Source organism: Klebsiella sp. M5al (assembly GCF_002090195.1).
Classification (GTDB): Bacteria; Pseudomonadota; Gammaproteobacteria; order Enterobacterales; family Enterobacteriaceae; genus Klebsiella; species Klebsiella grimontii.
This window is the reverse complement of sequence record NZ_CP020657.1, coordinates 3,435,052-3,457,488: the sequence shown is the minus strand read 5'-3', so window position 1 is coordinate 3,457,488 and position 22,437 is coordinate 3,435,052. Positions and strand designations below refer to the sequence as shown.

Below are 22,437 nucleotides of genomic sequence, written 5' to 3'. Positions count from 1 at the left end.
GCTAAACCGCATGGCAGGCGACGCGGTGGCCGTCGGCGACCTCCCTTAATAGCGGGATCTCGCGCCGGCAGCGGTCGCTGGCCTGCGGACAGCGGGAGGAAAAGCGGCAGCCGGCGGGCGGCCTCGACGGATCGGGTATTTCACCTTGCACCACCGCCAGCGGCTCGCTGTCCGGGTCGAGGGTCGGGACCGCTGCCAGCAGCGCCTGCGTATACGGATGCAAAGGTCGGCTGAATAGCGCATCGCGACCGGCGGTCTCCACCAGCTGGCCGAGGTACATCACCGCCACGTCATCGCACAGATGCTCTACCACGCCGAGGTCGTGGGAGATAAACAAAAACGTCACCCCGTGGTCGTCGCGCAGATCGGAAAACAGATTAATAATCTGCGCCTGAATCGATACATCGAGGGCCGAAATGGGCTCATCGGCAATAATAAAATCCGGGTTTAAGATCAGCGCCCGGGCAATGCCGATGCGCTGGCGCTGGCCGCCGGAAAACTCGTGCGGAAAGCGGTGGTAGTGCTGCGGCGCAAGACCGCAGATGCGCATGACGTCAATGGTTTTGTCATACAGCTCCTCCCGGCGACACAGCTTGTGCTCCAGCATCGCTTCACCGATGGCGTCACCGATGCGTATGCGCGGGTTTAACGAACTGTAGGGATCCTGAAACACCAGCTGGATTTTCGGGCGCAGCACGCGCATTACCCGCGGTGACAGTTCCGAAAGCTCCTGACCGCGAAACTTGACGCTACCGGCGGTCTTCTCATACAGCCCCAGCAGCGTACGGCCAACGGTCGTTTTCCCGCTGCCGGATTCGCCCACCAGGCCAAAAATCGTTCCCCGGCGAATCTTAAAGCTCACGCCATCCACCGCCCGCAGTTCGCCGGTCTGTTGACCGAATAGCCCATCGCGCAGCGGGAAGTGCTTTTTCAGCCCATCCACTTCCATTATGTATTCATGACTCATACCACGGACTCCGCGAGTTCACTGTAAAAGCAGGCCGCCTGTTGGGTTTGACCCACCAGCGGCGGAACGCCCTGGCGGCAGCGTACGGTCGCGTTGGCGCAGCGTTCGGCGAAGGCGCACCCGACGGGCAGGGCGGCGAGATCCGGTACCTGACCGGGGATTGAGTAGAGGCGTCGCCGCCGCTCCCCCGGCACAGGGCGCGAGGCAATCAGCCCCTGGGTATAGGGATGCTGGGGGTTGCGCAGAATGTCGGCAGTCGCGCCCTGCTCGACGATCCGCCCGGCGTACATCACCACCACGTGTTCGGCCATCTGCGCGATAACCCCGAGATCGTGAGTAATCAGCATCATCGCCATCCGGTTGGCCCGCGCCTGGTCGCGCAGCAGTCGCAGGATCTGCGCCTGCACGGTGACGTCCAGCGCGGTCGTCGGCTCATCGGCAATCAGCAGCTTCGGCTGGCAGCTCAGCGCCATGGCGATCATCACCCGCTGCAGCATGCCGCCGGAGAGCTGATGCGGATAGCTGGCCATCAGGCTATCCGCGCGCGCCAGTCCGACATCAGCCAGAAGCTGGATAGCGTGCTGCCATGCGAGCTTCGGCGACTCGCCGCGGTGGCGAATAAGCGGCTCGCACAGCTGCTCGCCGACGGTGAGTACCGGATTAAGGGCGCTCATCGGTTCCTGAAAAATCATCGCCAGCTGATTGCCGCGGAGATCGGCCATATGGGCGTTTTTCAGCCGCAGCAGATCCTGACCCGCGAAAAGGATCTCCCCGCCGTCAATGCGCGCCGCCTGCGGCGGCAGCAGGCCCATTAACGACAGGGCGGTGACGCTTTTACCGCAGCCGGATTCGCCAACCACGCCAACGGTCTGCCCGGCGCGGATAGTGAACGACACCTCCTGCACCGCGCGTACCCGGCTTTTGTCGGCGGCAAACGAGACCGAAAGCTGATTAAAGGTAATTAATGCGCGACTCATTTCAGCCTCTGTTTCATTTTGGGATCCATCGCGTCGCGCAGGCCGTCGCCCAGCACGTTGATGGCAATAACGGTGATAAAAATGGCGATCCCTGGCGGCATCCACAGCCAGGGACGGCGCTGAAAGTCGATCAGGCTGTTGGCGGCGTCCATCATATTGCCCCACGATGGCGTCGGCGGCACAACGCCAAGCCCGAGGTAGCTAAGCGCCGACTCGCTGAGGATGGCGTTAGCCACCGCCATGGTCGCCATCACCACCAGAATCGGTACCGTATTCGGCAGCAGATGACCAAACAGGCGGCGTCGCGCCGACAGCCCCAGTATCTGGGTCGCCAGCATAAAGTCGCGCTCGCGCAGGGAGAGGCACTGTCCGCGCACCAGCCGCGCCAGCTTCGGCCACTCCAGCAGGCTCAGCATAATCACCACCATATAGATGCGTGAGTCCGGCGAGAAATCGAGTTCGGAGAGCATCGCGCCCGCGACAATCAGCAGCGGCAGGCCGGGGATGGTCATCACCAGGTCGGCAAAACGCATGATGAGTTTATCGGTCAGGCCGCCGGCGTAGCCCGACAGCGCGCCGAGCAGATAGCCAAGGGCCACCGACAGCAGCATGGTCAGCAGGCCAATAATCAGTGAAATGCGCCCGGCCAGCAGCAGGCGGGTATAGATATCGCGACCGAGAAAGTCGGTGCCCAGCCAGTGCGCCGCGCCGGGCGGCTTGTTGTTCATCAGGGCGTCGGTGGCGTCGTCTTGCCACGGCGACCACAGTGGTCCCAGGACGCACCAGAGGGCCATAACCGTCAGCAGCAGCAGGCACAGCATCGCCAGCCGGTTGCGGCGCAGCGCCCGCCAGGCCTGACGCCAGGGGGATGGGGTCACCTGGGCCAGCGCCGGGATTTCCGCCTTGCGCAGGCGTCGGTTGGAAGAGAACAGAGAGCTAAGCATCATGACCTCACGCGAATGCGCGGGTCGGCCCACGCGTAGAGCACATCGGCAATCAGGTTGCCAAGAATGGTGAGCACCGCCAGAAACAGGGTGAAGCCCATTAATACCGGGTAGTCGCGGGCGGCCAGCGAATCGATGTGAATATGCCCGGCTCCCGGCCAGTTAAACACTTTTTCGGTGATGATCGCCCCGGAGAACAGTCCCGGAAGCTCGAAGCCGAGCAGGGTGATGATCGGCAGCAGGGCGTTACGCAGGGCGTGCTTGAGGATAACCGTGCGTTCACGCAGCCCTTTGGCGCGGGCGGTGCGGATAAAATCCATTTTCACCACCTCGAGCATGCTGGCGCGAAAATAGCGGGTCAGGCTGCCCGCCTGAAGCATCACCAGCGCCAGTACCGGCAGCGCAAGATGGGCGGCGACCTGCAGCACATACTCCCAGCCGCTGTCGTCGCTGCCGGTATTGGTCATGCCGCCCACCGGCAGCCAGTGCAGATCGACGGCGAACCATTTGATCAGCAGCAGGCAGAGGAAAAAGGTCGGGAACGACATGGCGGCGAAAACCGCGACGCTCACCAGATGATCGAACGCAGAATTGGGCTTCAGCGCCGAGATCACGCCCACCGTCAGGCCAATTCCCCAGTAGAACACTAGCGCCACGCTGGCCAGCAGGAAGGAGTTCCAGATGTACTGGTTGAGCAACTGACTGACCGGGATCTGGTACTGCAGCGAGAACCCCAGATCGCCGCGCAGCAGTTGGCCGAGCCAATGGAGATAGCGGGTGAGCAGCGGCTGATCCAGGCCGTAAATGGCTTTCAGTTCGGCGGCGCGAGCGGCGGTAAGGGTGATATTGCCATCGATAAAATCGCCCGGCGTTTTGGCAAACAGCATAAAAATGATAAAGGAGGCCAGCAGCAGCATCGGCAGCGTTTGCAGCAGCCGTCTCAGGATGAAATTTCTCATGACATTCTCACGTCAGCCGCCGGGAGGCCCGGCGGCTCAGGATTACTTAACGATTTTGACATCCGGCAGGCTGCCGGTCAGGCCGTTGTAGATATCCGGTTTGAAGCCGCTAACCCGGGCGCTGCTCGCCGAGAGAATTTCGCGGTAGCCGAGAAGGATCACCGGCGGGTCCTGCGCCAGCACCTGATACAGCTGGTGGTAGATAGGCTTACGTTTTTCCACATCGAGCACCGAGTTGCCTTCGGTTATCAGCTTATCAACCTGCGGATTGTTATAGCCGGACTCTTTCGCTTCCGCGCTGTAAAAATCCCAGACGCCATCGTGCGGGTCGTTAAGGGTGCTGGTGCTGAACGACGCCAGGTCGTAATTACCCGATTTACGCTGCGCCATCAGGGCGTTGAAATCGACCACCTGCGGTTTTAACAGCACGCCAATCTGCTGCCAGTTCTCTTTGGCGATGGGGATTAGCGCATCGTTGAGCACTTTTTTGCTGACCAGCAGGGTTAACTCGAGGCGTTTGCCCTCTTTAACGCGGATACCGTCCGCGCCCGGTTTCCAGCCGGCTTCGTCAAGCAGCTTTTTCGCCTGCGCCGGGTCGTAGTGATACGGGTTAACCCCGTCGGCGTTGTAAGCCCAGGAGATCGGCGCGATAGGCTCAATCGCCACTTTACCGTAGCCCTGGTAGACCACATCGATCAGCTTCTGGCGGTCAAGGCCGTAAATCAGCGCCTGGCGTACCTTGACGTCCTGTAAGGCCGGGCGGCGGACGTTAAATTCCACCTGGCTGTAGTCGCTGGAGCCGTAGAGGTTGATATTGGCAAAGCCGAGCATTTTTAGCTGTTCGATATCGTCAGGACGCGAGGTAAAGGCGTCGTAGTCGGTTTCGCCCGTCTGGAAGAGCTGGAAATTGGTCGACGGGTTGGTCACGCGATAGATAAAGCGCGGAGTCGGCGGGGTTCTGCGATAAAAATGGCTGTTAGCGTGGAAACGAATCTCTTGGCCGGGGATGTATTTGTCGTAAACGTAAGGACCGTTGCCCAGCGGTTTGCCGTGCAGGGTGCGCAGATAATCGAGATTGCCGCGCTGGTAGCCTTTGCCGTAATAGGCTTTGGAGAGGACCGGGCCGCCAATTTTTGCCAGCGTCGTCGCGCCCGGTTGGGTGGTGGTTACCTGGAGCGTTAAGGGGTCAACCACTTTCAGGCCGCTGACGCTATCGGCTTTGCCCGCCTTGTAGTCCGCGCCGCCGGCGATATTGGCGAGCGTAATATCGGTATCGCCATCGTATTTCGGGTCCAGCAGCACGGTGAGGGTAAAGGCGACATCCTCGGCGGTCAGCGGCGAACCGTCGCTAAAGGTCAGATTGGGACGCAGCTTGATGGTGTAGACCTTGTTATCCGGACTGACCGTCCAGCTTTCGGCGAGGCCCGGCACCAGCTTGCCGTGGCTGTCCCAGTCGATCAGGCGCGAGAAAATGACGTTGGTGACGTTCTCATCCCAGCCGTTGACGAAGAAGTAGGGGTTAAAAATACCCTGCGGCTCGGAGATGCCGGCCACGACGGTATCTTTGCGCAGCTTCGCGGCCGCGGGGATCTGGCTGGCATCGCTGGCCGGGGTGATCCCTTCTTTTAAAATGTCGTCGGCGATGGCGACAGAAGAAAATGCCACCGCGCCGCCGAGCAACGCTATCTTCAGAGCAAGCGCGAACCGCGTTTGTTTGGTTTTTAACCCGTGCAGTAGTCTGGACAAAAGTGCTCCCTCATCAATTGATTGCGTAGAGTATTTACAAATCATGACGAAAGATAAGAGGCGCACCGCGCCCTGTCTAACAACGAAAGGCTATGGCTTATAGCAATTTAGCATTAGCCATAATTTGGCATTAATCTGCCATTTTTGTGCTAAGCGCCAGCATTCTCTGCTGCCGTATCGCCGGAAAGGGTTAAGCGGTCCGCCACCCAGCCGGCATGCTGCTGTAAATGAGGATTTGCCAGCGGCTTCGCCAGGCGTATCCGCAGCTGCCCAATCACCCGTCCCTGAATCTGCTCGCAGCTGCCGTATAACAGGCGGGCATCGGCGCCCAGCAGCGCGGCGATGCGCTGTAAATCCGGTTCCTGCCCGCTGCTGCCGTCAAAATGCAGCGTGACCAACTGCTGGTTTTCGCTCAGCGAGAGTCGTTCTTCCGCGCGGTCATGATGGAGCGTGCCGAGCAGGCTTCGCGTGACAGCATGTCCGGGATGACCAAATACTCGCCACACTTCGCCCTGTTCGATAATTTCTCCGTGCTCAAGCACCGCGACCCGGTCGCAGAGGGTGCGAATAACGTCCATCTCATGGGTGATCAGCACGATGGTCAAACCAAGGCGCTGGTTGATCTCTTTAAGCAGTTTCAGCACCGCATGGGTATTTTCCGGGTCGAGGGCCGATGTGGCTTCGTCGCACAGCAGGATCTCCGGCTGCGTGACCAGCGCGCGGGCGATACCGGTACGTTGCTTCTGGCCGCCGGAAAGCTTGGCCGGCCAGCTGTCGCGCAGGGCGCTGAGGCCGACCAGCGCCAGGATCTCATCAACCCGTTTCTGCCTTTCCGCGCGCGGTACGCCGGCCATTTTCAGCGGCAGCTCAACGTTCTGCGCCACCGTTTTGGTCGCCATTAAATTAAAGTGCTGAAAGATCATCGCGACCCGCCGGCGCAGGTCGCGCAGCTGGCTGCGGGAGTAGTGCCGCGTATGTTCGCCGTGAATGGTAATCTCACCGCTGTCGGCGTTTTCCAGACGGTTGAACAGGCGCAGCAGGGTTGATTTTCCGGCGCCGCTGCGGCCAATAATGCCGAAGATTTCTCCCTGAGCTATCTGCAGATTAATATCCCGCAGCGCCTGCACGCCGTTGGGGTAGGCTTTACTTATCTGGCTCAACTGAATATGCGTTGTGGGGTTGGGTTTTTGCGTCACGATGGCGGCTCTGTTAACGAAATTAAGCGGCAGCCCGCAGGCTGCCGATGAACATCCGGCGATTAAAAACCGGGCAGGATTTTGCCTTTATAGCGGGTGAGAATGAAGCTGCGCACGCGGTCTGAGTTCAGGGCTTTCGCCAGCTTCTGAATGCCGGGATCGTTGATGTTGTCGGGACGCGCCACCAGATACTCGACGTACAGATCGCTACCTTTTTCCACCAGCAGCGCCTTATCGGTATCAATTCCAGCCTCCAGCGCATAGTTGGCGAAGATAAATGCCAGATCGACCTGATTCACCGCCCGCGCCAGCATCGCGCCTTCCAGCTCGCGAATTTTAAAACGGTGCGGATTGGCGGTGATATCTTTGGTCGCCGACTGCGGATCGCGCGGATTTTTCAGGGTAATCAACCCGGCATTGCTGAGCATCACCAGCGCGCGCCCGGTATTCACCGGATCGTTCGGGATGGCAACGGTGGCGCCATCCGGTACCTCTTTGATAGTTTTATATTTGCTCGAATAAGCGCCAAACGGTTCAATATGCACGCCGACCACCGGCAGCAGATGGGTGTGGCGGGTCTGGTTGTAGTTATCGAGGAAAGGGCGGTACTGGTAGTAGTTGGCGTCCAGATTTTTCTCCGCCAGCTGCTGGTTGGGCTGGATAAAGTCGTTGAAGACTTTAATTTTCAAATCGACCCCCTGTTTCGCCAGCTCGGGCTTAACGAACTCCAGAATTTCGGCATGGGGGACCGGCGTTGCGCCCACGGTCAGCGTCTCGTTGGCGCTGGCGGATAAAGCGAAGAGGGCCAGGAGCCCGGCTGCGAGTGTTGTTTTTTTCATTGTCTTATTCCTGAAGCTATTGTTATTTGCGGCTCATCGCCTTCACCAGACGATCGCCGCTCATCTGTACTATCTGCACCAGAGCAATCAGCAGCAGAACGGTTATTACCATCACGTCCGTCTGGAAGCGCTGATAGCCAAAGCGGATGGCCAGGTCACCCAGCCCGCCGCCGCCGATGACCCCCGCCATGGAGGTATAATCGACCAGTAAAATCGCCGTCACGGTCACGGCGGCAATAAGCCCGGCGCGCGACTCCGGCAGCAAGGTGTGCCAGATTAGCTGCCAGGTGTTGCCGCCCATCGACCAGCTGGCCTCCACCAGACCGTGCTCCACCTCGCGCAGCGCGGTCTCAACCAGCCGGGCAAAGAAGGGCGCGCAGCCGACAACCAGCGGCGGAATGGTGCCTTCAACGCCCAGCGAGGTGCCGGTAATCAGCGTCGTCACCGGGATCATCACAATCAATAAAATGATGAAGGGCAGCGAGCGCAGAACGTTGACCCCCAGCGACAGCAGGCGATAGAGGCGCGGAGCATGGAGCAGGCGAGGCTGGCCGCTGAGATAGAGCACAATTCCCAGCGGTAGGCCAATCAGCACGGTAAAGCCCAGCGACCAGCCCAGCATGGTCAAGGTATCGAGGCTGGCCTGCGCCACGTCGCCCCAGTCGATAGCAGCGAAAAAAGCCAGCGCGCCGTTCATCTCAGTTCCAGTCATGGCGTTGTGGAGGAATGCCGTTCAGCACCCAGTTGCCCAGCAGCTGATATTTCCAGCGCACCGGATCGTGCAGGGTGTGGACGCGGCCGTTGCGCCAGTGGCGATCGAGATTGAGGGCGATGCTGGTTGAGCGGGTGCCGCTAAGCTCAAACAGGCGGCTGGCGGCTTCCAGCGCCGCTTCGGTGGTAAAGACCTTGGCGCGCGCCACGGCGATAGACGCCTGAGCAACGTTATCCTCGCTCAGTTCGTATTTATAGCGATCGAGCACTTTACCGGCCCGATCCAGCAGCGCATCGGCGGCGGCCAGCCGGCTGTCAAGCTGGCCAATATGGTAGATAGTCAGCGGGTCTTCGCTGGCCCGCTCCACGCCGGCATCGATCCACGGGCGGGCGAACTGGCTGACAAAGTTCACCGTGTCGTTAAGCGCCGCGCGGGCAATTCCCAGGTCGATAGCGGCGGTGGTGAGCTGGGCAAACGGCCCGGCAAGGGTTGGCGTCGCGTAGGATTTCCACGTCGGGAACAGGTGGAAAGGCTCGACGACAAGATTCTCCGCCAGGACCGTTCCGCTGGCGGTGGTGCGCTGGCCGAGGCAGGCCCAGTCGTCGATGACCGTCAGCCCAGCCGATTCGCGCGGCACAAACGCCAGCTGCGCGTTATTCTCTGCATCGAGCGCCAGAATGCCGACCCAGTGGGCGTAGAGCGAACCGGTGCAGTAGCCTTTTCGACCGGTAATGCGCAGACCGCGTTCGCTGGCCTCCAGGCGAGTGCGGATATCGAGTACCGTCTTGCCGCCGGTTTCAGAAAGGGCATTGGCAAAGCGATAGCCTTGCAGCACCTGATCGAAGAAAAATGCCTGCTGCTCTTCGCTTCCCTGGAGGCGGATATCCTCGAGAAGACAGTAATGGTTCTGGGGAATTTGCCCCAGCGACGGGTCAGCGGCGGAAATAATCGCTATCACCTGGGCCAGCGTGGCGGCGGATACCTCGGCACCGCCCCATTGTCGCGGGACGGTGATACCCCACAGGCCGCTGTTGGAATAGGTGTCGATAATTTCCGCCGGTACGATGCCGCTGCGATCGCGTTGTGCAGCGTCGGGCTGCAGCACCGCGGCAATCTCATGGGCGATAGCGATAGCTTCGTCATCGCTGCGAATAACGTGCGCCTTTGGAAGCTCTCGGGTGTAGTGAATGATTGGTTTATCGTCGGACATAGTCACTTCTCATGGTTAAACAAACGGCATATGCTAAAAATAGCTAATTAAATACTTAATAATTCCTGTGGGTTATATGACAGCTAAAGCAAAGGCTATGCCAGAACGTTTTTGAGATTTAAAAGATTAATAATCAATGAGATGGATTTTTTTCTGGGCTTATGCACTGCTGCAATTGCAACCTGAATTCACCAGGGTGTTGGATTTGCAACAGTGTGGAAATCAGAGGGAGCGCATATCGCCCCGGAAGACCGGGGCAGGATGTGGATGAAAGAGGAAGTGATGCCGTGCTGGTGTAACCGGTTTGTCTAGCGCGAATGCCAGAGGATATCCGGTTCGGCAAACCCCTCTTCGACGCGGGCGAAAAAACGACTGGCGTGCAGGCCGTCGACGAAGGCGTGATTGAATCTGCCCGCAACCGGGATAATGCCGTTTTTTCAGCTTGCCCCAGGTGAGGGCGGGCACCGCCGCGCCAATGTAGTACTCGGCGTGAGTCATGGCGCTGAAATGCAGCCACGGCAGGCAGCTGGCGCAGAAGAAGTTCTCGCCGTTGACGATAAGCGGCGCCGGCGCGGTCCGTTTCGCCGCGTCAATCTTCGGCGTAGCGGCAGCGCTAAAGGCGGCAAAATCGGCGGCGTTATCGCACCAGACCTGGCGAAAACCTTCCTGCGCGGTCATTACCGGCGTCATCACCGCCAATTGGTCATATTCGATAATCTCGTCGTCCAGCAGCCGCTGCTTAAGCTGCGGCACGTCGTTTGCCGCGCGCACCAGCCCGTAGAGCGCCAGCTGGAAAAAAGAGACGCTGCGATCTTTCGCGCATTCGTATAGCCGCTGCGCCTCGACGGGAACGCAGAGATTAAAGCTGGGGTTGGCAAAACCGCGATAAAAATCAAAATGATCTTTTCGCGGCCAGCGTTGTTTGTCGATTATGCGATAGTTGGCCACGGGCCTCTCCTGTTGGCTGACTTTCCTTCACTATGCGACGATTTCAATCAGGTTGCCATCGGGGTCTTTGATCACCGCTTCGTAGTAGCCGTCACCGGTGGTTCGCGGCGGGGAAACCAGTATTCCCTGGGCGTCGGCGCGTTTCGCCAGCCTGTCGACATTTTCCGCGCCGCCAACGCTTATCGCCAGATGCACCCAGCCGGTATGGTTATTATCCGCCGTCAGTGCGACCAGTCCCGGCTTGGTCATCAGCTCAATAGCAATGTTGTCGCCAATCTTGACAAAAAAGGACTCAAAACCGGGGTTGGTTTGGCTGCAGTACTTCTCATTGATCTCGCCGTCGAAGAACGACACCCAAAAACGGGCCTGTTGCTCAAGCTGGCGGGTCCATAGGGCGATGTGGGCAATTTTCATAGCAAACCTCTTGATAGGGTGAGTTGACAGTCAGGGCTGTAATGCACGATCATGCACTTTGTTGCTCGATGAAGATTTAATCAGGAGTTATTTGTGCTCGATTATGCTGCTTTCCCCAAACAACGACAAGCGCTTATTTGCCAGATCCTGCAGGAGAACGGCAGAGTGGTTTGCGCCGAGCTTGCCGACCGCCTTAACGTCTCCGAGCATACTATTCGCCGTGATTTACATGAGCTTAGCCGGGAAGGGTACTGTAAAAAGGTTTACGGCGGCGCGGTGATGACCCTGCCGGAGGCGGGTGATTATAGCGAGCGCAAAGAGAAAAATACGGCGACAAAAAGCAGAATCGCGCAGAAGTGCGCAAAGCTGGTGAAACCCGGCGGCTGCATTTTTATCGATACCGGCACCACCAACCTGGCGATGGCGGAAGCGCTGCCGGCGGAGCTGGCGCTAACGGTGGTCACCAATTCTCCCGAGATCGCTGCCGTCCTGCTCAAGAAACCGCTGTACGATGTGGTGATGCTTGGCGGTCAGATCCAGCGGGCCAGCGGCGGCTGCGTGGGCGCCTCTGCCGTGGCGCAGATTCAGGGCATGCTGTTCGATCAGGGCTTTATCGGCGGCTGCGCTATGGCGCCCGAGTCCGGCCTGACGGGCTTCGACTACGCCGATTGCGAATTTAAAAAAGCGGTGATAAAGCAGTGCAGCGAAATCATCGTCGGCCTCACCTCCGATAAGATCCCGGCGGTGGCGCGCTTTGTGGTGGTCGAAAGCAGCGCCATTGACGTGCTGGTGGTCGAGGAGAACATCAGTCGCGAATATCGCGACGCGTTCAGCGAACACGATATCCGTATTTATACCGTTTAGCGCGGAGGCTTACTTCGACAGCGACGTGGCAATCAGGCGCAGGCCGAGGGCGCCCAGCACCGTGGCGGTGACGATATCGATCTTACGCTTCATGCGCAGGTAGACGCCGCGCGGCCTGGCGGAAGAGAGCACCAGGGCCACCAGCGAATACCAGCTGACGTCGATCACAAAGCTCATCAGCGGCACGATATAGTAAAAGGCCAGCGGGATGCGTTCCGGCAGCAGGGCGGTAAAAATAGAGGCGAACACCAGCGCCGTTTTTGGGTTGCTGAGCTGGGTATACAGGCCATCGCGGAAGGTCTTCAGCAGCGAATGTTCCGCCGCCATGCCGCCTGCCGCAAAATCCATCGGCTGCGCCGCGCCGCGGTAGATTTTATACCCCAGCCATAGCAGATAGAGGCCGCCCGCGACCTTCAGGCCAATAAACATTTCCGGCACCGCCGTCAGAACTTTTTGTAACCCCAGCATGGCCATAATCGAAAAGATGGCGGCGCCCGCGCCGGTGCCCAGCGCGGTGACCAGACCGTGCGTTCTTGAGCGCGCAACGGCGTTGCGGGCAACGTAAATAAAGCTCGGACCGGGGCTAATCACGCCCATAATGAGGACGGCGGCAAGGGCCATCAGGCTGGATAAGAACATAAACGCTCCTGGTTGACGTTGAGCGCTAAAGTCGTATCTGGCTCCGGCTCATGATGGATTTCGCTCTCAAAAAATAAACAATCTTTACCCCGCTGTCACCCAACTTTACGGGGGGACGTTTAATCGCCCGTTCGAATAACGATTCCCATTTCGCGCGTCGGTGATAAACTGACTAAATGTGATCTTTGTCATATCGTCATTAAAACAGAGAAAAGAGACACTGCTATGCAACATATCATTGAGGGCTTCCTCAACTTCCAGAAAGAGATCTTCCCGCAACGTAAAGAGCTCTTCCGCAGCCTGGCCTCCAGCCAGAATCCTAAAGCGCTGTTTATCTCTTGTTCAGATAGCCGCCTGGTGCCGGAGCTGGTGACCCAGCAGGAGCCGGGGCAACTGTTTGTGATCCGTAACGCCGGGAATATCGTGCCCTCTTTCGGTCCTGAGCCGGGCGGGGTTTCCGCAACTATCGAGTACGCCGTCGTTGCCCTGGGCGTGACCGATATCGTCATTTGCGGCCACTCCAACTGCGGCGCGATGAAAGCCATCGCCACCTGCCAGTGCCTGGACCCGATGCCTGCCGTCTCCCACTGGCTGCGCTACTCCGACGCGGCGAAAGCGGTCGTGGAGAAGAAAACCTGGGCCAACGAGACCGATAAAGTCAACGCAATGGTGCAGGAAAACGTCATCGCCCAGTTGAACAATATCAAAACCCACCCGTCGGTTGCCGTCGGCCTGCGCGATAGCACGCTGCGTCTGCACGGCTGGTTCTACGATATTGAAAGCGGCGATATTCGCGCGCTGGATAAAAACAGCAAAACCTTCGTGTCGCTGTCGGAAAACCCTGACGTCTATTTCGAATAAACCTCCCGCAGGGCACGGAAGCCCTCGTTCCCGCCTTATCTGCCATACTCATTACTCCTGCGTAGTCTGTTTTTTTTAAGGGGAAGTCATGATCAAGCTGTGCGCGACCTGCGGCACTTCTTACGACGACGGCGACAACACCCTGAGCCGGTGCCGTATCTGTGAGGATGAACGTCAGTACGTCCCGGCCAGCGGCCAGGCATGGATTGAATTAGAGACTCTGGTTCGCACCCATGTGAATAAGTGGCAGCAGCATTGCGGCGAGCTGTTGAGCATCAAGACGGTACCGAAATTTGCCATCGACCAGCGCGCGTTTCTGCTGCTCACCCCGCAGGGGAATATTCTGTGGGACTGCATCGCCAATCTGGACGCGGCGACAAAAACGCTGATAGCCGCGCTGGGCGGGATAAAAGCGATCGCCATTTCTCATCCTCATTACTACACCACGATGCAGACGTGGGCGGAAGCCTTCGATGCGCGAATCTACCTTCATGCCAGCGATCGCGAATGGATTATGCGCGATAGCCCGGCAATCACGCTGTGGGAAGGGGATGCGCTGGAGATCCTCCCTGCGGTGCGGCTGCTGCGGTTGGGCGGGCATTTCGCCGGTGGGACCGTTCTGCACTGGGCAAAAGATGACGGCATCATGCTGGCGGGCGATATTATCCAGGTGACGCCGGGGGCGCACGCCGTTTCGTTTATGTGGAGCTATCCCAATTTGCTGCCGCTGGCGGCAGCCAGCGTTGAGAAGATCGTTGAGCGTCTGGGCGATACGCCCTTTGAGGCGCTGTACGGCGCCTTCGAGGAGCAGAACGTCACGAAAAATGCCCGGCAGATCGTTTTAGATTCAGCGCAGAAGTATCTCGCCTGCCTGAATACGACGGCGCACCGCTGAGGGCGCGCCGCCTGCGGCTTATACCACGCCGTCACCGCCGTCGGAGCACCACACCTGGCCGGAGGTGAAGGAGCAGGCGTCGGAAGCCAGGGTTACGTACAGCGGCGCAATCTCTACCGGTTGGCCGGGGCGGCCCAGCGGCGTATCGGCGCCGAACTGACGAACTTTCTCATCCGGCTGGCCGCCGCTTGACTGCAGCACTGTCCAGTAGGGGCCGGGGGCGACGGCGTTGACCCGAATGCCCTTCGGCCCCAGCTGTTTGGCCAGCGACTTGGTGAACGCCACCAGGCACGCTTTGGTTTGCGCATAGTCCAGCAGGATGGGGCTTGGCTTAAAGGCCTGGACTGATGAAGTATTAATGATCGCGCTGTGTTCTTTAAGGTGACGCAGGGCGGCTTTAGTGATCCAGAAGGCCGCATAAACGTTGGTTTTGAAGGTGGCGTCAAAGTCGGCGGTGGTTAATTCTTCCAGCGATTCGCAATATTGCTGGCGTCCGGCGTTATTGACCAGAATATCCAGCCCGCCGAGTTCGCTGGCGGCCTGTTCGACCAGGGTTTCGCAGAAGGACTCGTCGCGCACATCTCCCGGAATCGCGACGGCCTGACGTCCTTCGGCCTCAATGAGGGCAATCACGGTTTGCGCATCGGATTCCTCTTCCGGCAGATAGTTGATCGCCACATCGGCGCCCTCTCGGGCGAAGGCGATCGCGACCGCACGGCCAATCCCTGAATCGCCGCCGGTAATCAGGGCGCGTTTACCAGCGAGCCGACCGGAACCGACATAGCTCAGTTCGCCGTGGTCCGGCTGCGGCTTCATCTCTTCGGCAAGACCCGGCGGCGATTGCGGCTGGTCAACAAACGGGGGACGGGGATACTTCGCGGTATTATTAGCGTAATCGCTCATACTGACCTCCTCGTGTTAAAAGAGTAAGCGTAGTTGCCTGGTCAGCCTGCCGTGGAATATCGGGGAATATTTGAACGGCTTCGCTTTTATAATTGTTGCGCTTTTATTCATCTCCGAACGGTAATTTACTGATTGCCAGGAAACTTTTTAAAATGTGAAGCGACGGCAGCGTTGGCCATTTTAGGATTATTCTATGATAAGCCTGACGGTATATTTAGCGCAGATATATTGCTCCGCCTCGCTTATATTTACGCGCTTTGAGAAGGCGTCAAAAATATTTCTCGGATGATTCATAACATGTCCGGCTTGTGAAAATGAACAGCAGCAACCAGACTTATTAAGACAAAAGAACAATACGCTGGAGGTAGTGCTGATGAAAAAATTACTGGCTGTTATTTTCTGTTCGCTGATGGCGCAAGGCGTGTATGCCGCAGATGAAGGCGGATTTAAAAAAGATGCCGCACCGCCGCCGCCGCATAAAATTGATGACGGCTATCGCGGGACTGAAGATGGCCGGATCATGACCGTGCGCCAGGCGCTGGATATGCACGACGGGGCAACCATCTCATTACGCGGCAATCTTATCGAGCAGCACGGCGACGATCGCTACAGCTTTCGCGATAAAACCGACACCATTGCGCTGATTATTCCCGCCGCGGTTTTTGATGGCCGCGAAGTGAAACCCGATCAGATGATCAGCATCAACGGCAGCCTCGATAAAAAAATGACGCCGCCGGTGGTGCGGGTGGACCGGATCCAGAAATAATCGCGTAGCCAGGAGAAATGCATGTCCGTAAAAAATCCAGCCGACCCGGATAAGCGGGGCCGTCATCCGTCGAAAGAGGATCCGCGCGAACAGGGTGAAGTGCCAAGAAAAAGAGATGACAGCGAAGATCATAAAAAAGATCCCTGGCACCCGCAGCCCGGAAAGCGCTAGAACGGCCGCCCGCGAGGGCGGCCCGGGTTAAAGATCGATTGGCGACAAGCGGCGGCGGGAGCGGCTCGCCGGCGCGGATATGGCCTTCGCTATCGCCGCGCCGATTTCCGCGCAGGCGGTGATCCCCTGCACAAAAGGCTGGTCGTGCATCAGCCAGGGGATGGCGGCAAAGGCGATGCGTCCGCGCACCTCGGAGGGCTCCAGTAACGTATAATCGTCTCCGACTTCCGGAATATCTTCGCCGGTCGCCAGCAGTTGCTCCCTTAAGTGCGGAAAGGGCAGGTCTTTATTTTTCAGCGCTTTTTGCCCTCTGGCATCAATAAACACATCAAACGTATAGCGATTTTGTTCGCTGGTAATCACCGTTTTTTCCTCCTCAACCGCCATCTCATAGCCATGCCCTAAGGCGAGAATACTGATGACGCCCGCTTCGCGCAGCGCCAGCAGCCGGCGAATAGACTCCGAAGGAATGGCGGCATAGCAGTCGATAAAGACCCGCGCAAGGCCATTTTTGAAACGCTCCCGGTCATGGTCATTAAGATGAGGGACCATCGCCTGCACGGCTTCATGCAGCCGCAGGATCGCGTAGCGCCAGGGAACCGTGTATCGCGCGCGTTTGTTGCGTTCGACTTCCTCAAGGTTTGCCTGCGCCCAGTTGAACGGGTTGTGCTGCTGGCGCTTTGCGAACCACGCCTCGCTAAAGCTGTCGGCATTCAGGCTGTGAAGGGCGATATTTTCGCTCCATAGGGGGTCGGCAAGCGCGATTTCCTGCGCTACCAGCTCAAAGACGCGATCGAGCAGACCGTCGCTGCCCGCGGCGATGGCGTGTTCCATCGCGCTTTCGCTGACGATGTTCAGCGGCTCCCAGGGAATGGGGCAGTAAAAATCCGCTTCCGGCAGAATGCCGGAGCGCGACATCAGCACGATGCTTAGCGCCTCGCTTGCCTCGTCCAGCCTGAAGGCGAGGGCGTCATCGTCGGACCCGATAAACCAGCCGTGCTGGACGGCGACGGCCATCGCGGCGTCAATCCCGCTGAGCGAGGTGCCCATAATCCCCACCCGGCAGGGGGGAATGCTGGCTTCCATAAGGCCAGACCACGGGCTGGGAAACCAGGTGCGGGTCGACTCTTCTTCATCGGGCCAGACGTGGCCGGTGGCAATCACCGCGAGGTCGAAGGCTTCGGCGACCGGCCCATCCTCGACCCACAGTCTGACCCCTTCTGTGGTCGCCTGCAGGTCGCTGACCCGGCAGGACTCATTGACCTGGATGTGAAAGCCCTGTTCCCTGGCCTCGACGACCAGGCCAAGGAACTGGCCGCGAAAGTATTCGCCCAGCAGGATGCGCGGCAAAAACTGGCGATCGTGCAACGCCTCATAATCGACGCCATAGCGCGCAAGGTGCGTCCGGCTCTGGGCCTTCAGCCAGTCGAGATAGGTGCTCTGCAGAGGCGGGATTTCAATACTGGCGATATTGGCCAGCATCATGCGCGAGTTTTCTTCATCGCTATAGGGCATGCCCACGCCCGCTTCCTCAGCCTGTTCGTAAATGGACACGTCCAGCGGTTCACCGCGTTTAAGGAGTGAAAACAGGGTATAAATCCCGGTTGGACCGGCGCCGATAATGGCAATTTTCTTCATATCACTGACCCGCCGTTGTTGTTATCACATTTGTTGTCGGTGGCCTTCCGCCAGTTGAAAAGCTCCACGATAGATCATTTCCGGGTAACGGAAATCTGGCAGGATAATTGTGGTTCAAAATAAGGAAGAGGGCCAATCGCTGGCGCGCCTCTTCCTTGTCATTAGCCGACGAGGCGCGGTTTTCAGAACCAGGTTTCGAGCTGGGCGCCGAAGAATAGCGTACCCGCGCTATGGTATCCGGCGCTGCCGAAGGTGTCCGTTGCGCAGTAGTTATCCAGCGCGTGGTCCCAGCGCATCCAGGTGGCAAAAAAGCGGATTTTCGGGCGCTCAAAGAAATCCGTCATGCTCTGCAGCAATCTTATCGACTTAATGGGCTGGATAATGTTGATAACACATAGCGAATGGGGATTTTTCCCGCCAGGATTCAGAGGGTTGCTCGTCCCAGTGAAACCGGATGGCACCACCGGGTTTTGTATTCACCTGATATATACCCCCTCCGGTTGCAACCATGGAGGCCAAGTGACGAACCATGAATAACAAGCGGGCTGTACCATTTGCTATTAATCCGGGTTTACCGTGACGAACTTGACATATTAAGCGGGCTTGCTATTCCTTAAACTGGCGCCCCGATAATAAGCGCAACGGCGAGGTGAAGAATGGCGAGTGAAAAAGAGAGGTTGCCCGGGATAAAAGAGAGTGAATTTTTTCTTAATTTTGAATGTGCTGCCCGCAAATATGGCCTCGGGATATTATTAGGGATAATTCTGGCGGCACTGTTGGGGATTTTTTCAGGTGGCTATTTCAGTACGGCTGAAAAAACAAACGCGCCGGGTAATTTAACGGTGACCTATGAGCGCTTTGGCCGTTTACAAACCGAGTTCAGGCTAAAAATTACCGCCCGGCCCCGCGTCGCCGATAAATATATTTTCAGCCTCGGCGGTGATTTTACCTCTTCCTTTGAACCAGGCAGCATCTGGCCCCGGCCGGATCGGATGTACAGCCAGAACGATCGGCTGTTTTTGGTATATAACGATTTGAAAAGCATGAATAATTTTTCTATATGGCTTTACGTTACGCCGACCAGTCCGGGAAAATCGAACCACTCTTTACAGCTAAACGGCGAACCCGAAATCCGCTTCTGGCAATTTATTTACCCTTAGGAGGACGCGATGGAGATGGTCTTGCGAGCGTTAGCGATTTATTTAATTTTGCTGGTGGTATTTAAAATCGCCGGCCGCCGGGCGCTATTACAAATGACCAGCTTTGACCTGATTCTGTTGCTTATTATCAGCGAGGCCACCCAGCAGGCGCTGCTGGGAAACGATTTTTCGGTGACCGGTGCGATGCTGACGATAATGACGCTGGTCGTGGTGGATATGCTTTTCGGATTAATGAAAAAATATACGGCGGGCGCGGAATCAGCGCTCGATGGTTGCCCGGTTATATTGGTCGAAAATGGCGTTCCGTTAATCGATAAGCTGAAAAAAGTGGACGTCTCCTGCGATGATATTTTGGTCGCCGCCCGGCAGAATCAGGGGATTACGGAATTAAGTAAAATCAAATATGCCATACTGGAACGGAATGGCCACATTTCTATTATTCCTGCTGAGAGTTAAAAAGGTCTTTTTATGTCAAATAACCCTTATAACCAGGCGAAAACCACCGGCGAGCTGACCAAACAGGTCGCCAGCGCGCTGATTGACCGTCGTTTACGCTTAACCACCGCGGAGTCTTGCACCGGCGGTAGCCTGGCGGCAGCGCTGTGCGCGGAAGCGGATACGGCCGCATTTTACGATATTGGCTTAATCACCTTTAGCGATCGGGCGAAGCAAAAACTTCTCGGCGTCAACGCATCGACGCTGGAAAAATATAGCGCCGTCAGCCGTCAGACCGTTGAAGAGATGTCGACGGGAGCGCTGGCGCGTTCCGGGGCGGATATCAGCATTGCTATTAGCGGATACGCGGGACCTGACGGCGGCGATGACGGGACGCCTGCGGGCACCGTGTGGTTCGCATGGAACTTTCGCGGCGAAATCGACGCGCATAAGACGCTGTTTTCCGGCGAGTGCCAGGACGTGGTGGAAAAAGCCGTGCGCTATTCGCTGGCGATGCTGATGGAAAAGCTGCCCGGCTGGCAGAGCGCATAACACACCCTTATTGCGGAGGTTTGTATGGCAGTCATGGCGATCACTGGCGGTACTGCGGGAGTCGGCAAAGCAACGGCCCTGCGCTTTGCGCAGGCAGGCTATGACGTCGGCATTATTGCCCGCGATGATCACAGCCTGGAAGCGACGAAACGGGAGCTCCTTCGCTATGGCGTTCGGGTTCATACCGTCGAGGCCGATGTGGCTCATGCCGATGCGCTGCTGGCGGCCGCCGGCGAAATTGAAAATCGGCTCGGGGCGATCGACGTGTGGGTCAATAACGCGATGTGCGCGGTGCTGGCACCTTTCCGGGCGATGACGCACGACGAATTTTTGCGGGTCACGGAGGTCACCTATCTGGGCTACGTCAACGGGACTCGCGCCGCGCTGGAGCTTATGACGCCCCGCGATCGCGGGGTGATTATCCAGGTCGGCTCCGCGCTGGCCTATCGCTCAATTCCGCTACAATCCGCCTACTGCGGGGCGAAGGCTGCGATTCGCGGCTTTACCGATGCGGTTCGCACTGAACTAATGCATGAAAATAGCGGCGTGAGCATTGCTATGGTGCAGATGCCGGGGCTGAATACGCCGCAGTTTGAGTGGGCGCGCAATAAGTTCGCCTGGGCGATGCGCCCGGTGCCGCCGGTATTTCAGCCGGAAGTGGCCGCGCAGGCTATTTTCAACGTCGCGCGCAGGCCCGTACGTGAACTTTGGGTGGGGAGCAGCACGATCCAGTCCATTGTGGGGCAATTTCTTTTCCCCGGCTTGCTTGACCGGCTGATGGTCAAAAAAGCATGGGAAGGGCAAATGACACGCCATTTGAACGCTGATGACCGTCAGGACTACCTCGAACAACCGGTCAGGGGATTACATAAAACCCACGGGCGTTTCTCCTCCGAGGCGAAATATCGCGCCACCGCCATTACCTCCGGTGTGCCGGGAAAAACGCTGCTGGGCGGCGCGGCGGTGGCCGGATTGCTCCTGGCAAGATGGTTGACCTCGCGCAAACACCGCTAACGCAGCGCGCTGCTATTGGTCCAGAACCAGCGGTAACCATACGCGCTAATCTCCAGCTCAACGCGCTTACCGGGGATAAGCGCGTCAGCGTAGGTTTTGTCGGCCAGGCAGGGCGTCCAGACCGCCTCGTCGATCCCTTTCGCGGTAAAGCGCAGCGCTTTTTCACTAAAATTAAGAAAGGTGATGACGCTACGCTCATGGTTATCGTAGCAAATCGCCAGAATCGCCTGCCGATCGGTGCTAATGATACGAAAAGGGGCAACGGCGATTTCCGGGAACTCGGAACGCGTATTGGCGATATCCATTATGCGATGCAGGAGGGAATGGCGGTGCAGCAGTGAATCAGCCACGTTGACTTTCTGATAGCGAAACGGCCCCCGGTCAATCATGGGGGCAACAAAGGTATCGGGGTCGGCTGCGGAGAAGCCGCCGCCGGCTGAACCGGCCCACTGCATCGGCGTACGTACCGCGTACCGCTCTTCGAGCGCCAGATCGTCACCCATGCCGATTTCATCGCCATAACGCATAATCGGTACGCCGGGCAGCGAAAACAGCACGGCGTGACAGAACGCCAGCCGCTGCCGATTGCCGTTTAGCATTGGCGCGAGCCGACGGCGAATGCCGCGCTGATAAACGTTCATCTTTTCATCCGGCGCGAAGGCCTCCAGCACGGTCTGCTTGTTCTTGTTGCCGATACCCTCCAGATCCAGCTCATCATGATTACGCAACCAGTTAGCGAAGCAGCAGGCGTCGGGAGGGACGATGGTTTTCTTTATTGCGTTAATCAGCGGGCGCGCGTTCTGGCTGGCGAGACTGACGTAAAAGTATTTGTTCAACCAGAAGTTAAGCACCATGTTAAGCCGGTTATTATCACCGAAATAGTCGCGGTACTGCTCGACGTCAACGTCAACTTCGCCCAGCAGAATGGCCTGCGGGTTATGCCGCTCGACAAGTCGGCGCAGATGTTCCAGGATCCACAGCCCCCGTTTCTCCTCGCCGCGTCCGGCCTGCTTTGTGAGATGCGCAGCGGCATCCAGACGAAAGCCGGAAACCCCCAGCTTCAGCCAAAAGATAATGATATTTTCGACCTCTTTAATAACGGCAGGCGAGGCCAGGTTGAGATCGGGTTCGTGACGATAAAACATATGGCGAAAATATTGCCCGGCTTCTTCATCCCACGTCCAGATGCTCTCCTCGACGCCGGGAAACATCGGCGGCGTATCGTCATCATCGCTATCCGCCCATAGATAATAGTCGCGAAACGGCGAGCTGCGGCTGCGGCGCGCCCGTTGAAACCACGGATGAGCGTCGGAGGTGTGCTGAATCAGCAGTTCAATAATGACCTGCATCCCTAATTCGCGGGCCTGCTCGATAAAGGCGATGATATCCGCCAGTTGACCAAATCGCGGATCGACCTGCAGGTGGTCGCTGACATCGTAACCTTCGTCCAGAAATGGCGTCAGGTAGAAGGGGGTTATCCAGATTACCGTCGCGCCCATTCGGCGAATATAGCGCAGCTTGGCCGTAATCCCGGCGATGTCGCCGCAGCCATCGCTGTTGAAATCATAAAAGAGGGCGGAATCAATCTGGTAGATAATGGCCCGTGTATGCCAGTCAGCCATAGCGT

The 22,437-nt window shown here is 57.8% G+C and carries 24 protein-coding genes and 1 pseudogene; 9 read left to right on the top strand and 16 right to left on the bottom strand.

What is annotated here, in order from left to right:
- Position 1 precedes the first annotated feature (1 nt).
- From BWI76_RS16700 to BWI76_RS16650, 11 genes and pseudogenes are all read right to left on the bottom strand, one after another.
- Positions 2–967 (bottom strand): ABC transporter ATP-binding protein, encoded by a 966-nt coding sequence (locus BWI76_RS16700; RefSeq protein ID WP_004136712.1) that lies wholly within the window; start codon positions 965–967, stop codon positions 2–4.
- Positions 964–1,944 carry an ABC transporter ATP-binding protein gene (locus tag BWI76_RS16695; protein ID WP_004136713.1) on the bottom strand — a complete coding sequence of 327 codons (981 nt, stop codon included), beginning with the start codon at positions 1,942–1,944 and terminating at the stop codon, positions 964–966. The genes BWI76_RS16700 and BWI76_RS16695 overlap by 4 nt, the downstream gene beginning before the upstream one ends.
- Complete coding sequence (opp4C, locus tag BWI76_RS16690; RefSeq protein ID WP_004136714.1) at positions 1,941–2,888, bottom strand: oligopeptide ABC transporter permease; 948 nt, start codon at positions 2,886–2,888, stop codon at positions 1,941–1,943. Before opp4C ends, BWI76_RS16695 begins: the two co-directional genes overlap by 4 nt.
- On the bottom strand, positions 2,888–3,847 hold the full coding sequence (locus BWI76_RS16685; protein ID WP_004136715.1) for an ABC transporter permease: 960 nt from the start codon (positions 3,845–3,847) through the stop codon (positions 2,888–2,890). Before BWI76_RS16685 ends, opp4C begins: the two co-directional genes overlap by 1 nt.
- A 42-nt stretch (positions 3,848–3,889) precedes the next feature.
- Entirely contained in the window at positions 3,890–5,593 is a 1,704-nt protein-coding gene (locus BWI76_RS16680; RefSeq protein ID WP_049088707.1) for an ABC transporter substrate-binding protein, read from the bottom strand.
- A 149-nt stretch (positions 5,594–5,742) separates the two neighbouring features.
- Positions 5,743–6,789 (bottom strand): methionine ABC transporter ATP-binding protein, encoded by a 1,047-nt coding sequence (locus BWI76_RS16675; RefSeq protein WP_049088706.1) that lies wholly within the window; start codon positions 6,787–6,789, stop codon positions 5,743–5,745.
- Between the two features lie 62 nt (positions 6,790–6,851).
- Positions 6,852–7,628, bottom strand: coding sequence for a MetQ/NlpA family ABC transporter substrate-binding protein (locus BWI76_RS16670; RefSeq protein ID WP_004136719.1), 777 nt, complete (start codon positions 7,626–7,628; stop codon positions 6,852–6,854).
- 22 nt (positions 7,629–7,650) lie between these two features.
- Positions 7,651–8,325: a methionine ABC transporter permease gene (locus BWI76_RS16665; RefSeq protein WP_004136721.1), complete on the bottom strand. Its 675-nt coding sequence runs from the start codon at positions 8,323–8,325 to the stop codon at positions 7,651–7,653.
- Position 8,326: 1 nt separating this feature from the next.
- Positions 8,327–9,550, bottom strand: a complete 1,224-nt coding sequence (locus BWI76_RS16660) for an SfnB family sulfur acquisition oxidoreductase (protein ID WP_004136723.1) — start codon at positions 9,548–9,550, stop codon at positions 8,327–8,329.
- 308 nt (positions 9,551–9,858) lie between these two features.
- A pseudogene (locus BWI76_RS16655) lies at positions 9,859–10,498 on the bottom strand (CatA-like O-acetyltransferase, family 1).
- Positions 10,499–10,528: 30 nt separating this feature from the next.
- Positions 10,529–10,912 (bottom strand): VOC family protein, encoded by a 384-nt coding sequence (locus BWI76_RS16650; protein WP_004136727.1) that lies wholly within the window; start codon positions 10,910–10,912, stop codon positions 10,529–10,531.
- Positions 10,913–11,005: 93 nt separating this feature from the next.
- Here BWI76_RS16650 and BWI76_RS16645 point away from each other — a divergent pair, with 93 nt between their 5' ends.
- Entirely contained in the window at positions 11,006–11,776 is a 771-nt protein-coding gene (locus BWI76_RS16645; protein ID WP_004136729.1) for a DeoR/GlpR family DNA-binding transcription regulator, read from the top strand.
- 9 nt (positions 11,777–11,785) lie between these two features.
- Here the strand turns inward: BWI76_RS16645 and BWI76_RS16640 are convergent, their stop codons facing one another.
- Positions 11,786–12,415 (bottom strand): LysE family translocator, encoded by a 630-nt coding sequence (locus BWI76_RS16640; protein ID WP_024357954.1) that lies wholly within the window; start codon positions 12,413–12,415, stop codon positions 11,786–11,788.
- Between the two features lie 225 nt (positions 12,416–12,640).
- Here BWI76_RS16640 and BWI76_RS16635 point away from each other — a divergent pair, with 225 nt between their 5' ends.
- A complete protein-coding gene (locus BWI76_RS16635; protein ID WP_004136733.1) occupies positions 12,641–13,276 on the top strand; it encodes a carbonic anhydrase in 636 nt (211 codons plus the stop codon).
- Between the two features lie 88 nt (positions 13,277–13,364).
- Complete coding sequence (locus BWI76_RS16630) at positions 13,365–14,171, top strand: MBL fold metallo-hydrolase (protein WP_004136735.1); 807 nt, start codon at positions 13,365–13,367, stop codon at positions 14,169–14,171.
- 18 nt (positions 14,172–14,189) lie between these two features.
- On the opposite strand, the gene BWI76_RS16625 is transcribed toward BWI76_RS16630, so the two are convergent.
- The gene (locus BWI76_RS16625; RefSeq protein ID WP_004136738.1) at positions 14,190–15,074 is read right to left on the bottom strand and encodes an SDR family oxidoreductase; all 885 of its coding nucleotides are present in this window, start codon (positions 15,072–15,074) and stop codon (positions 14,190–14,192) included.
- Positions 15,075–15,447: 373 nt separating this feature from the next.
- Between BWI76_RS16625 and BWI76_RS16620 the strand changes: the two genes are divergently transcribed.
- Both BWI76_RS16620 and BWI76_RS28360 read left to right on the top strand, forming a co-directional pair.
- The gene (locus BWI76_RS16620; RefSeq protein ID WP_004136740.1) at positions 15,448–15,840 is read left to right on the top strand and encodes a YdeI family stress tolerance OB fold protein; all 393 of its coding nucleotides are present in this window, start codon (positions 15,448–15,450) and stop codon (positions 15,838–15,840) included.
- 21 nt (positions 15,841–15,861) lie between these two features.
- A complete protein-coding gene (locus BWI76_RS28360) occupies positions 15,862–16,011 on the top strand; it encodes a hypothetical protein (protein WP_165775015.1) in 150 nt (49 codons plus the stop codon).
- 27 nt (positions 16,012–16,038) lie between these two features.
- On the opposite strand, the gene BWI76_RS16615 is transcribed toward BWI76_RS28360, so the two are convergent.
- On the bottom strand, positions 16,039–17,649 hold the full coding sequence (locus tag BWI76_RS16615) for an FAD-NAD(P)-binding protein (RefSeq protein WP_064371809.1): 1,611 nt from the start codon (positions 17,647–17,649) through the stop codon (positions 16,039–16,041).
- A gap of 182 nt (positions 17,650–17,831) precedes the next feature.
- A complete protein-coding gene (locus tag BWI76_RS16610; RefSeq protein WP_004136744.1) occupies positions 17,832–17,993 on the bottom strand; it encodes a carbohydrate porin in 162 nt (53 codons plus the stop codon).
- Between the two features lie 312 nt (positions 17,994–18,305).
- On the opposite strand from BWI76_RS16610, the gene BWI76_RS16605 reads away from it, so the two are divergent.
- From BWI76_RS16605 to BWI76_RS16590, 4 genes are read left to right on the top strand one after another with little or no spacing between them, the layout of a single operon-like run.
- The gene (locus tag BWI76_RS16605) at positions 18,306–18,809 is read left to right on the top strand and encodes a hypothetical protein (protein ID WP_049085510.1); all 504 of its coding nucleotides are present in this window, start codon (positions 18,306–18,308) and stop codon (positions 18,807–18,809) included.
- A gap of 9 nt (positions 18,810–18,818) precedes the next feature.
- On the top strand, positions 18,819–19,265 hold the full coding sequence (locus BWI76_RS16600) for a DUF421 domain-containing protein (RefSeq protein ID WP_004136748.1): 447 nt from the start codon (positions 18,819–18,821) through the stop codon (positions 19,263–19,265).
- 12 nt (positions 19,266–19,277) lie between these two features.
- Positions 19,278–19,796, top strand: a complete 519-nt coding sequence (locus tag BWI76_RS16595) for a 2-oxo-tetronate isomerase (RefSeq protein WP_004136749.1) — start codon at positions 19,278–19,280, stop codon at positions 19,794–19,796.
- 24 nt (positions 19,797–19,820) lie between these two features.
- Complete coding sequence (locus tag BWI76_RS16590) at positions 19,821–20,810, top strand: SDR family oxidoreductase (protein ID WP_024357959.1); 990 nt, start codon at positions 19,821–19,823, stop codon at positions 20,808–20,810.
- Here BWI76_RS16590 and BWI76_RS16585 read toward each other — a convergent pair.
- Positions 20,807–22,432: an alpha-amylase family protein gene (locus tag BWI76_RS16585; RefSeq protein WP_004136754.1), complete on the bottom strand. Its 1,626-nt coding sequence runs from the start codon at positions 22,430–22,432 to the stop codon at positions 20,807–20,809. The two genes, BWI76_RS16590 and BWI76_RS16585, sit on opposite strands and share 4 nt — an antisense overlap.
- Positions 22,433–22,437: the final 5 nt, after the last annotated feature.

Excerpts from the sequence above, each read along its gene's own strand:
- BWI76_RS16700 (WP_004136712.1), bottom strand. The coding sequence starts at position 967 with ATGAGTCATGAATACATAATGGAAGTGGATGGGCTGAAAAAGCACTTC.
- BWI76_RS16695 (WP_004136713.1), bottom strand. The coding sequence starts at position 1,944 with ATGAGTCGCGCATTAATTACCTTTAATCAGCTTTCGGTCTCGTTTGCC.
- opp4C (WP_004136714.1), bottom strand. The coding sequence starts at position 2,888 with ATGCTTAGCTCTCTGTTCTCTTCCAACCGACGCCTGCGCAAGGCGGAA.
- BWI76_RS16685 (WP_004136715.1), bottom strand. The coding sequence starts at position 3,847 with ATGAGAAATTTCATCCTGAGACGGCTGCTGCAAACGCTGCCGATGCTG.
- BWI76_RS16670 (WP_004136719.1), bottom strand. The coding sequence starts at position 7,628 with ATGAAAAAAACAACACTCGCAGCCGGGCTCCTGGCCCTCTTCGCTTTA.
- BWI76_RS16665 (WP_004136721.1), bottom strand. The coding sequence starts at position 8,325 with ATGAACGGCGCGCTGGCTTTTTTCGCTGCTATCGACTGGGGCGACGTG.
- BWI76_RS16660 (WP_004136723.1), bottom strand. The coding sequence starts at position 9,550 with ATGTCCGACGATAAACCAATCATTCACTACACCCGAGAGCTTCCAAAG.
- BWI76_RS16650 (WP_004136727.1), bottom strand. The coding sequence starts at position 10,912 with ATGAAAATTGCCCACATCGCCCTATGGACCCGCCAGCTTGAGCAACAG.
- BWI76_RS16640 (WP_024357954.1), bottom strand. The coding sequence starts at position 12,415 with ATGTTCTTATCCAGCCTGATGGCCCTTGCCGCCGTCCTCATTATGGGC.
- BWI76_RS16635 (WP_004136733.1), top strand. The coding sequence starts at position 12,641 with ATGCAACATATCATTGAGGGCTTCCTCAACTTCCAGAAAGAGATCTTC.
- BWI76_RS16630 (WP_004136735.1), top strand. The coding sequence starts at position 13,365 with ATGATCAAGCTGTGCGCGACCTGCGGCACTTCTTACGACGACGGCGAC.
- BWI76_RS16625 (WP_004136738.1), bottom strand. The coding sequence starts at position 15,074 with ATGAGCGATTACGCTAATAATACCGCGAAGTATCCCCGTCCCCCGTTT.
- BWI76_RS16620 (WP_004136740.1), top strand. The coding sequence starts at position 15,448 with ATGAAAAAATTACTGGCTGTTATTTTCTGTTCGCTGATGGCGCAAGGC.
- BWI76_RS28360 (WP_165775015.1), top strand. The coding sequence starts at position 15,862 with ATGTCCGTAAAAAATCCAGCCGACCCGGATAAGCGGGGCCGTCATCCG.
- BWI76_RS16615 (WP_064371809.1), bottom strand. The coding sequence starts at position 17,649 with ATGAAGAAAATTGCCATTATCGGCGCCGGTCCAACCGGGATTTATACC.
- BWI76_RS16610 (WP_004136744.1), bottom strand. The coding sequence starts at position 17,993 with ATGACGGATTTCTTTGAGCGCCCGAAAATCCGCTTTTTTGCCACCTGG.
- BWI76_RS16605 (WP_049085510.1), top strand. The coding sequence starts at position 18,306 with ATGGCGAGTGAAAAAGAGAGGTTGCCCGGGATAAAAGAGAGTGAATTT.
- BWI76_RS16600 (WP_004136748.1), top strand. The coding sequence starts at position 18,819 with ATGGAGATGGTCTTGCGAGCGTTAGCGATTTATTTAATTTTGCTGGTG.
- BWI76_RS16595 (WP_004136749.1), top strand. The coding sequence starts at position 19,278 with ATGTCAAATAACCCTTATAACCAGGCGAAAACCACCGGCGAGCTGACC.
- BWI76_RS16590 (WP_024357959.1), top strand. The coding sequence starts at position 19,821 with ATGGCAGTCATGGCGATCACTGGCGGTACTGCGGGAGTCGGCAAAGCA.
- BWI76_RS16585 (WP_004136754.1), bottom strand. The coding sequence starts at position 22,432 with ATGGCTGACTGGCATACACGGGCCATTATCTACCAGATTGATTCCGCC.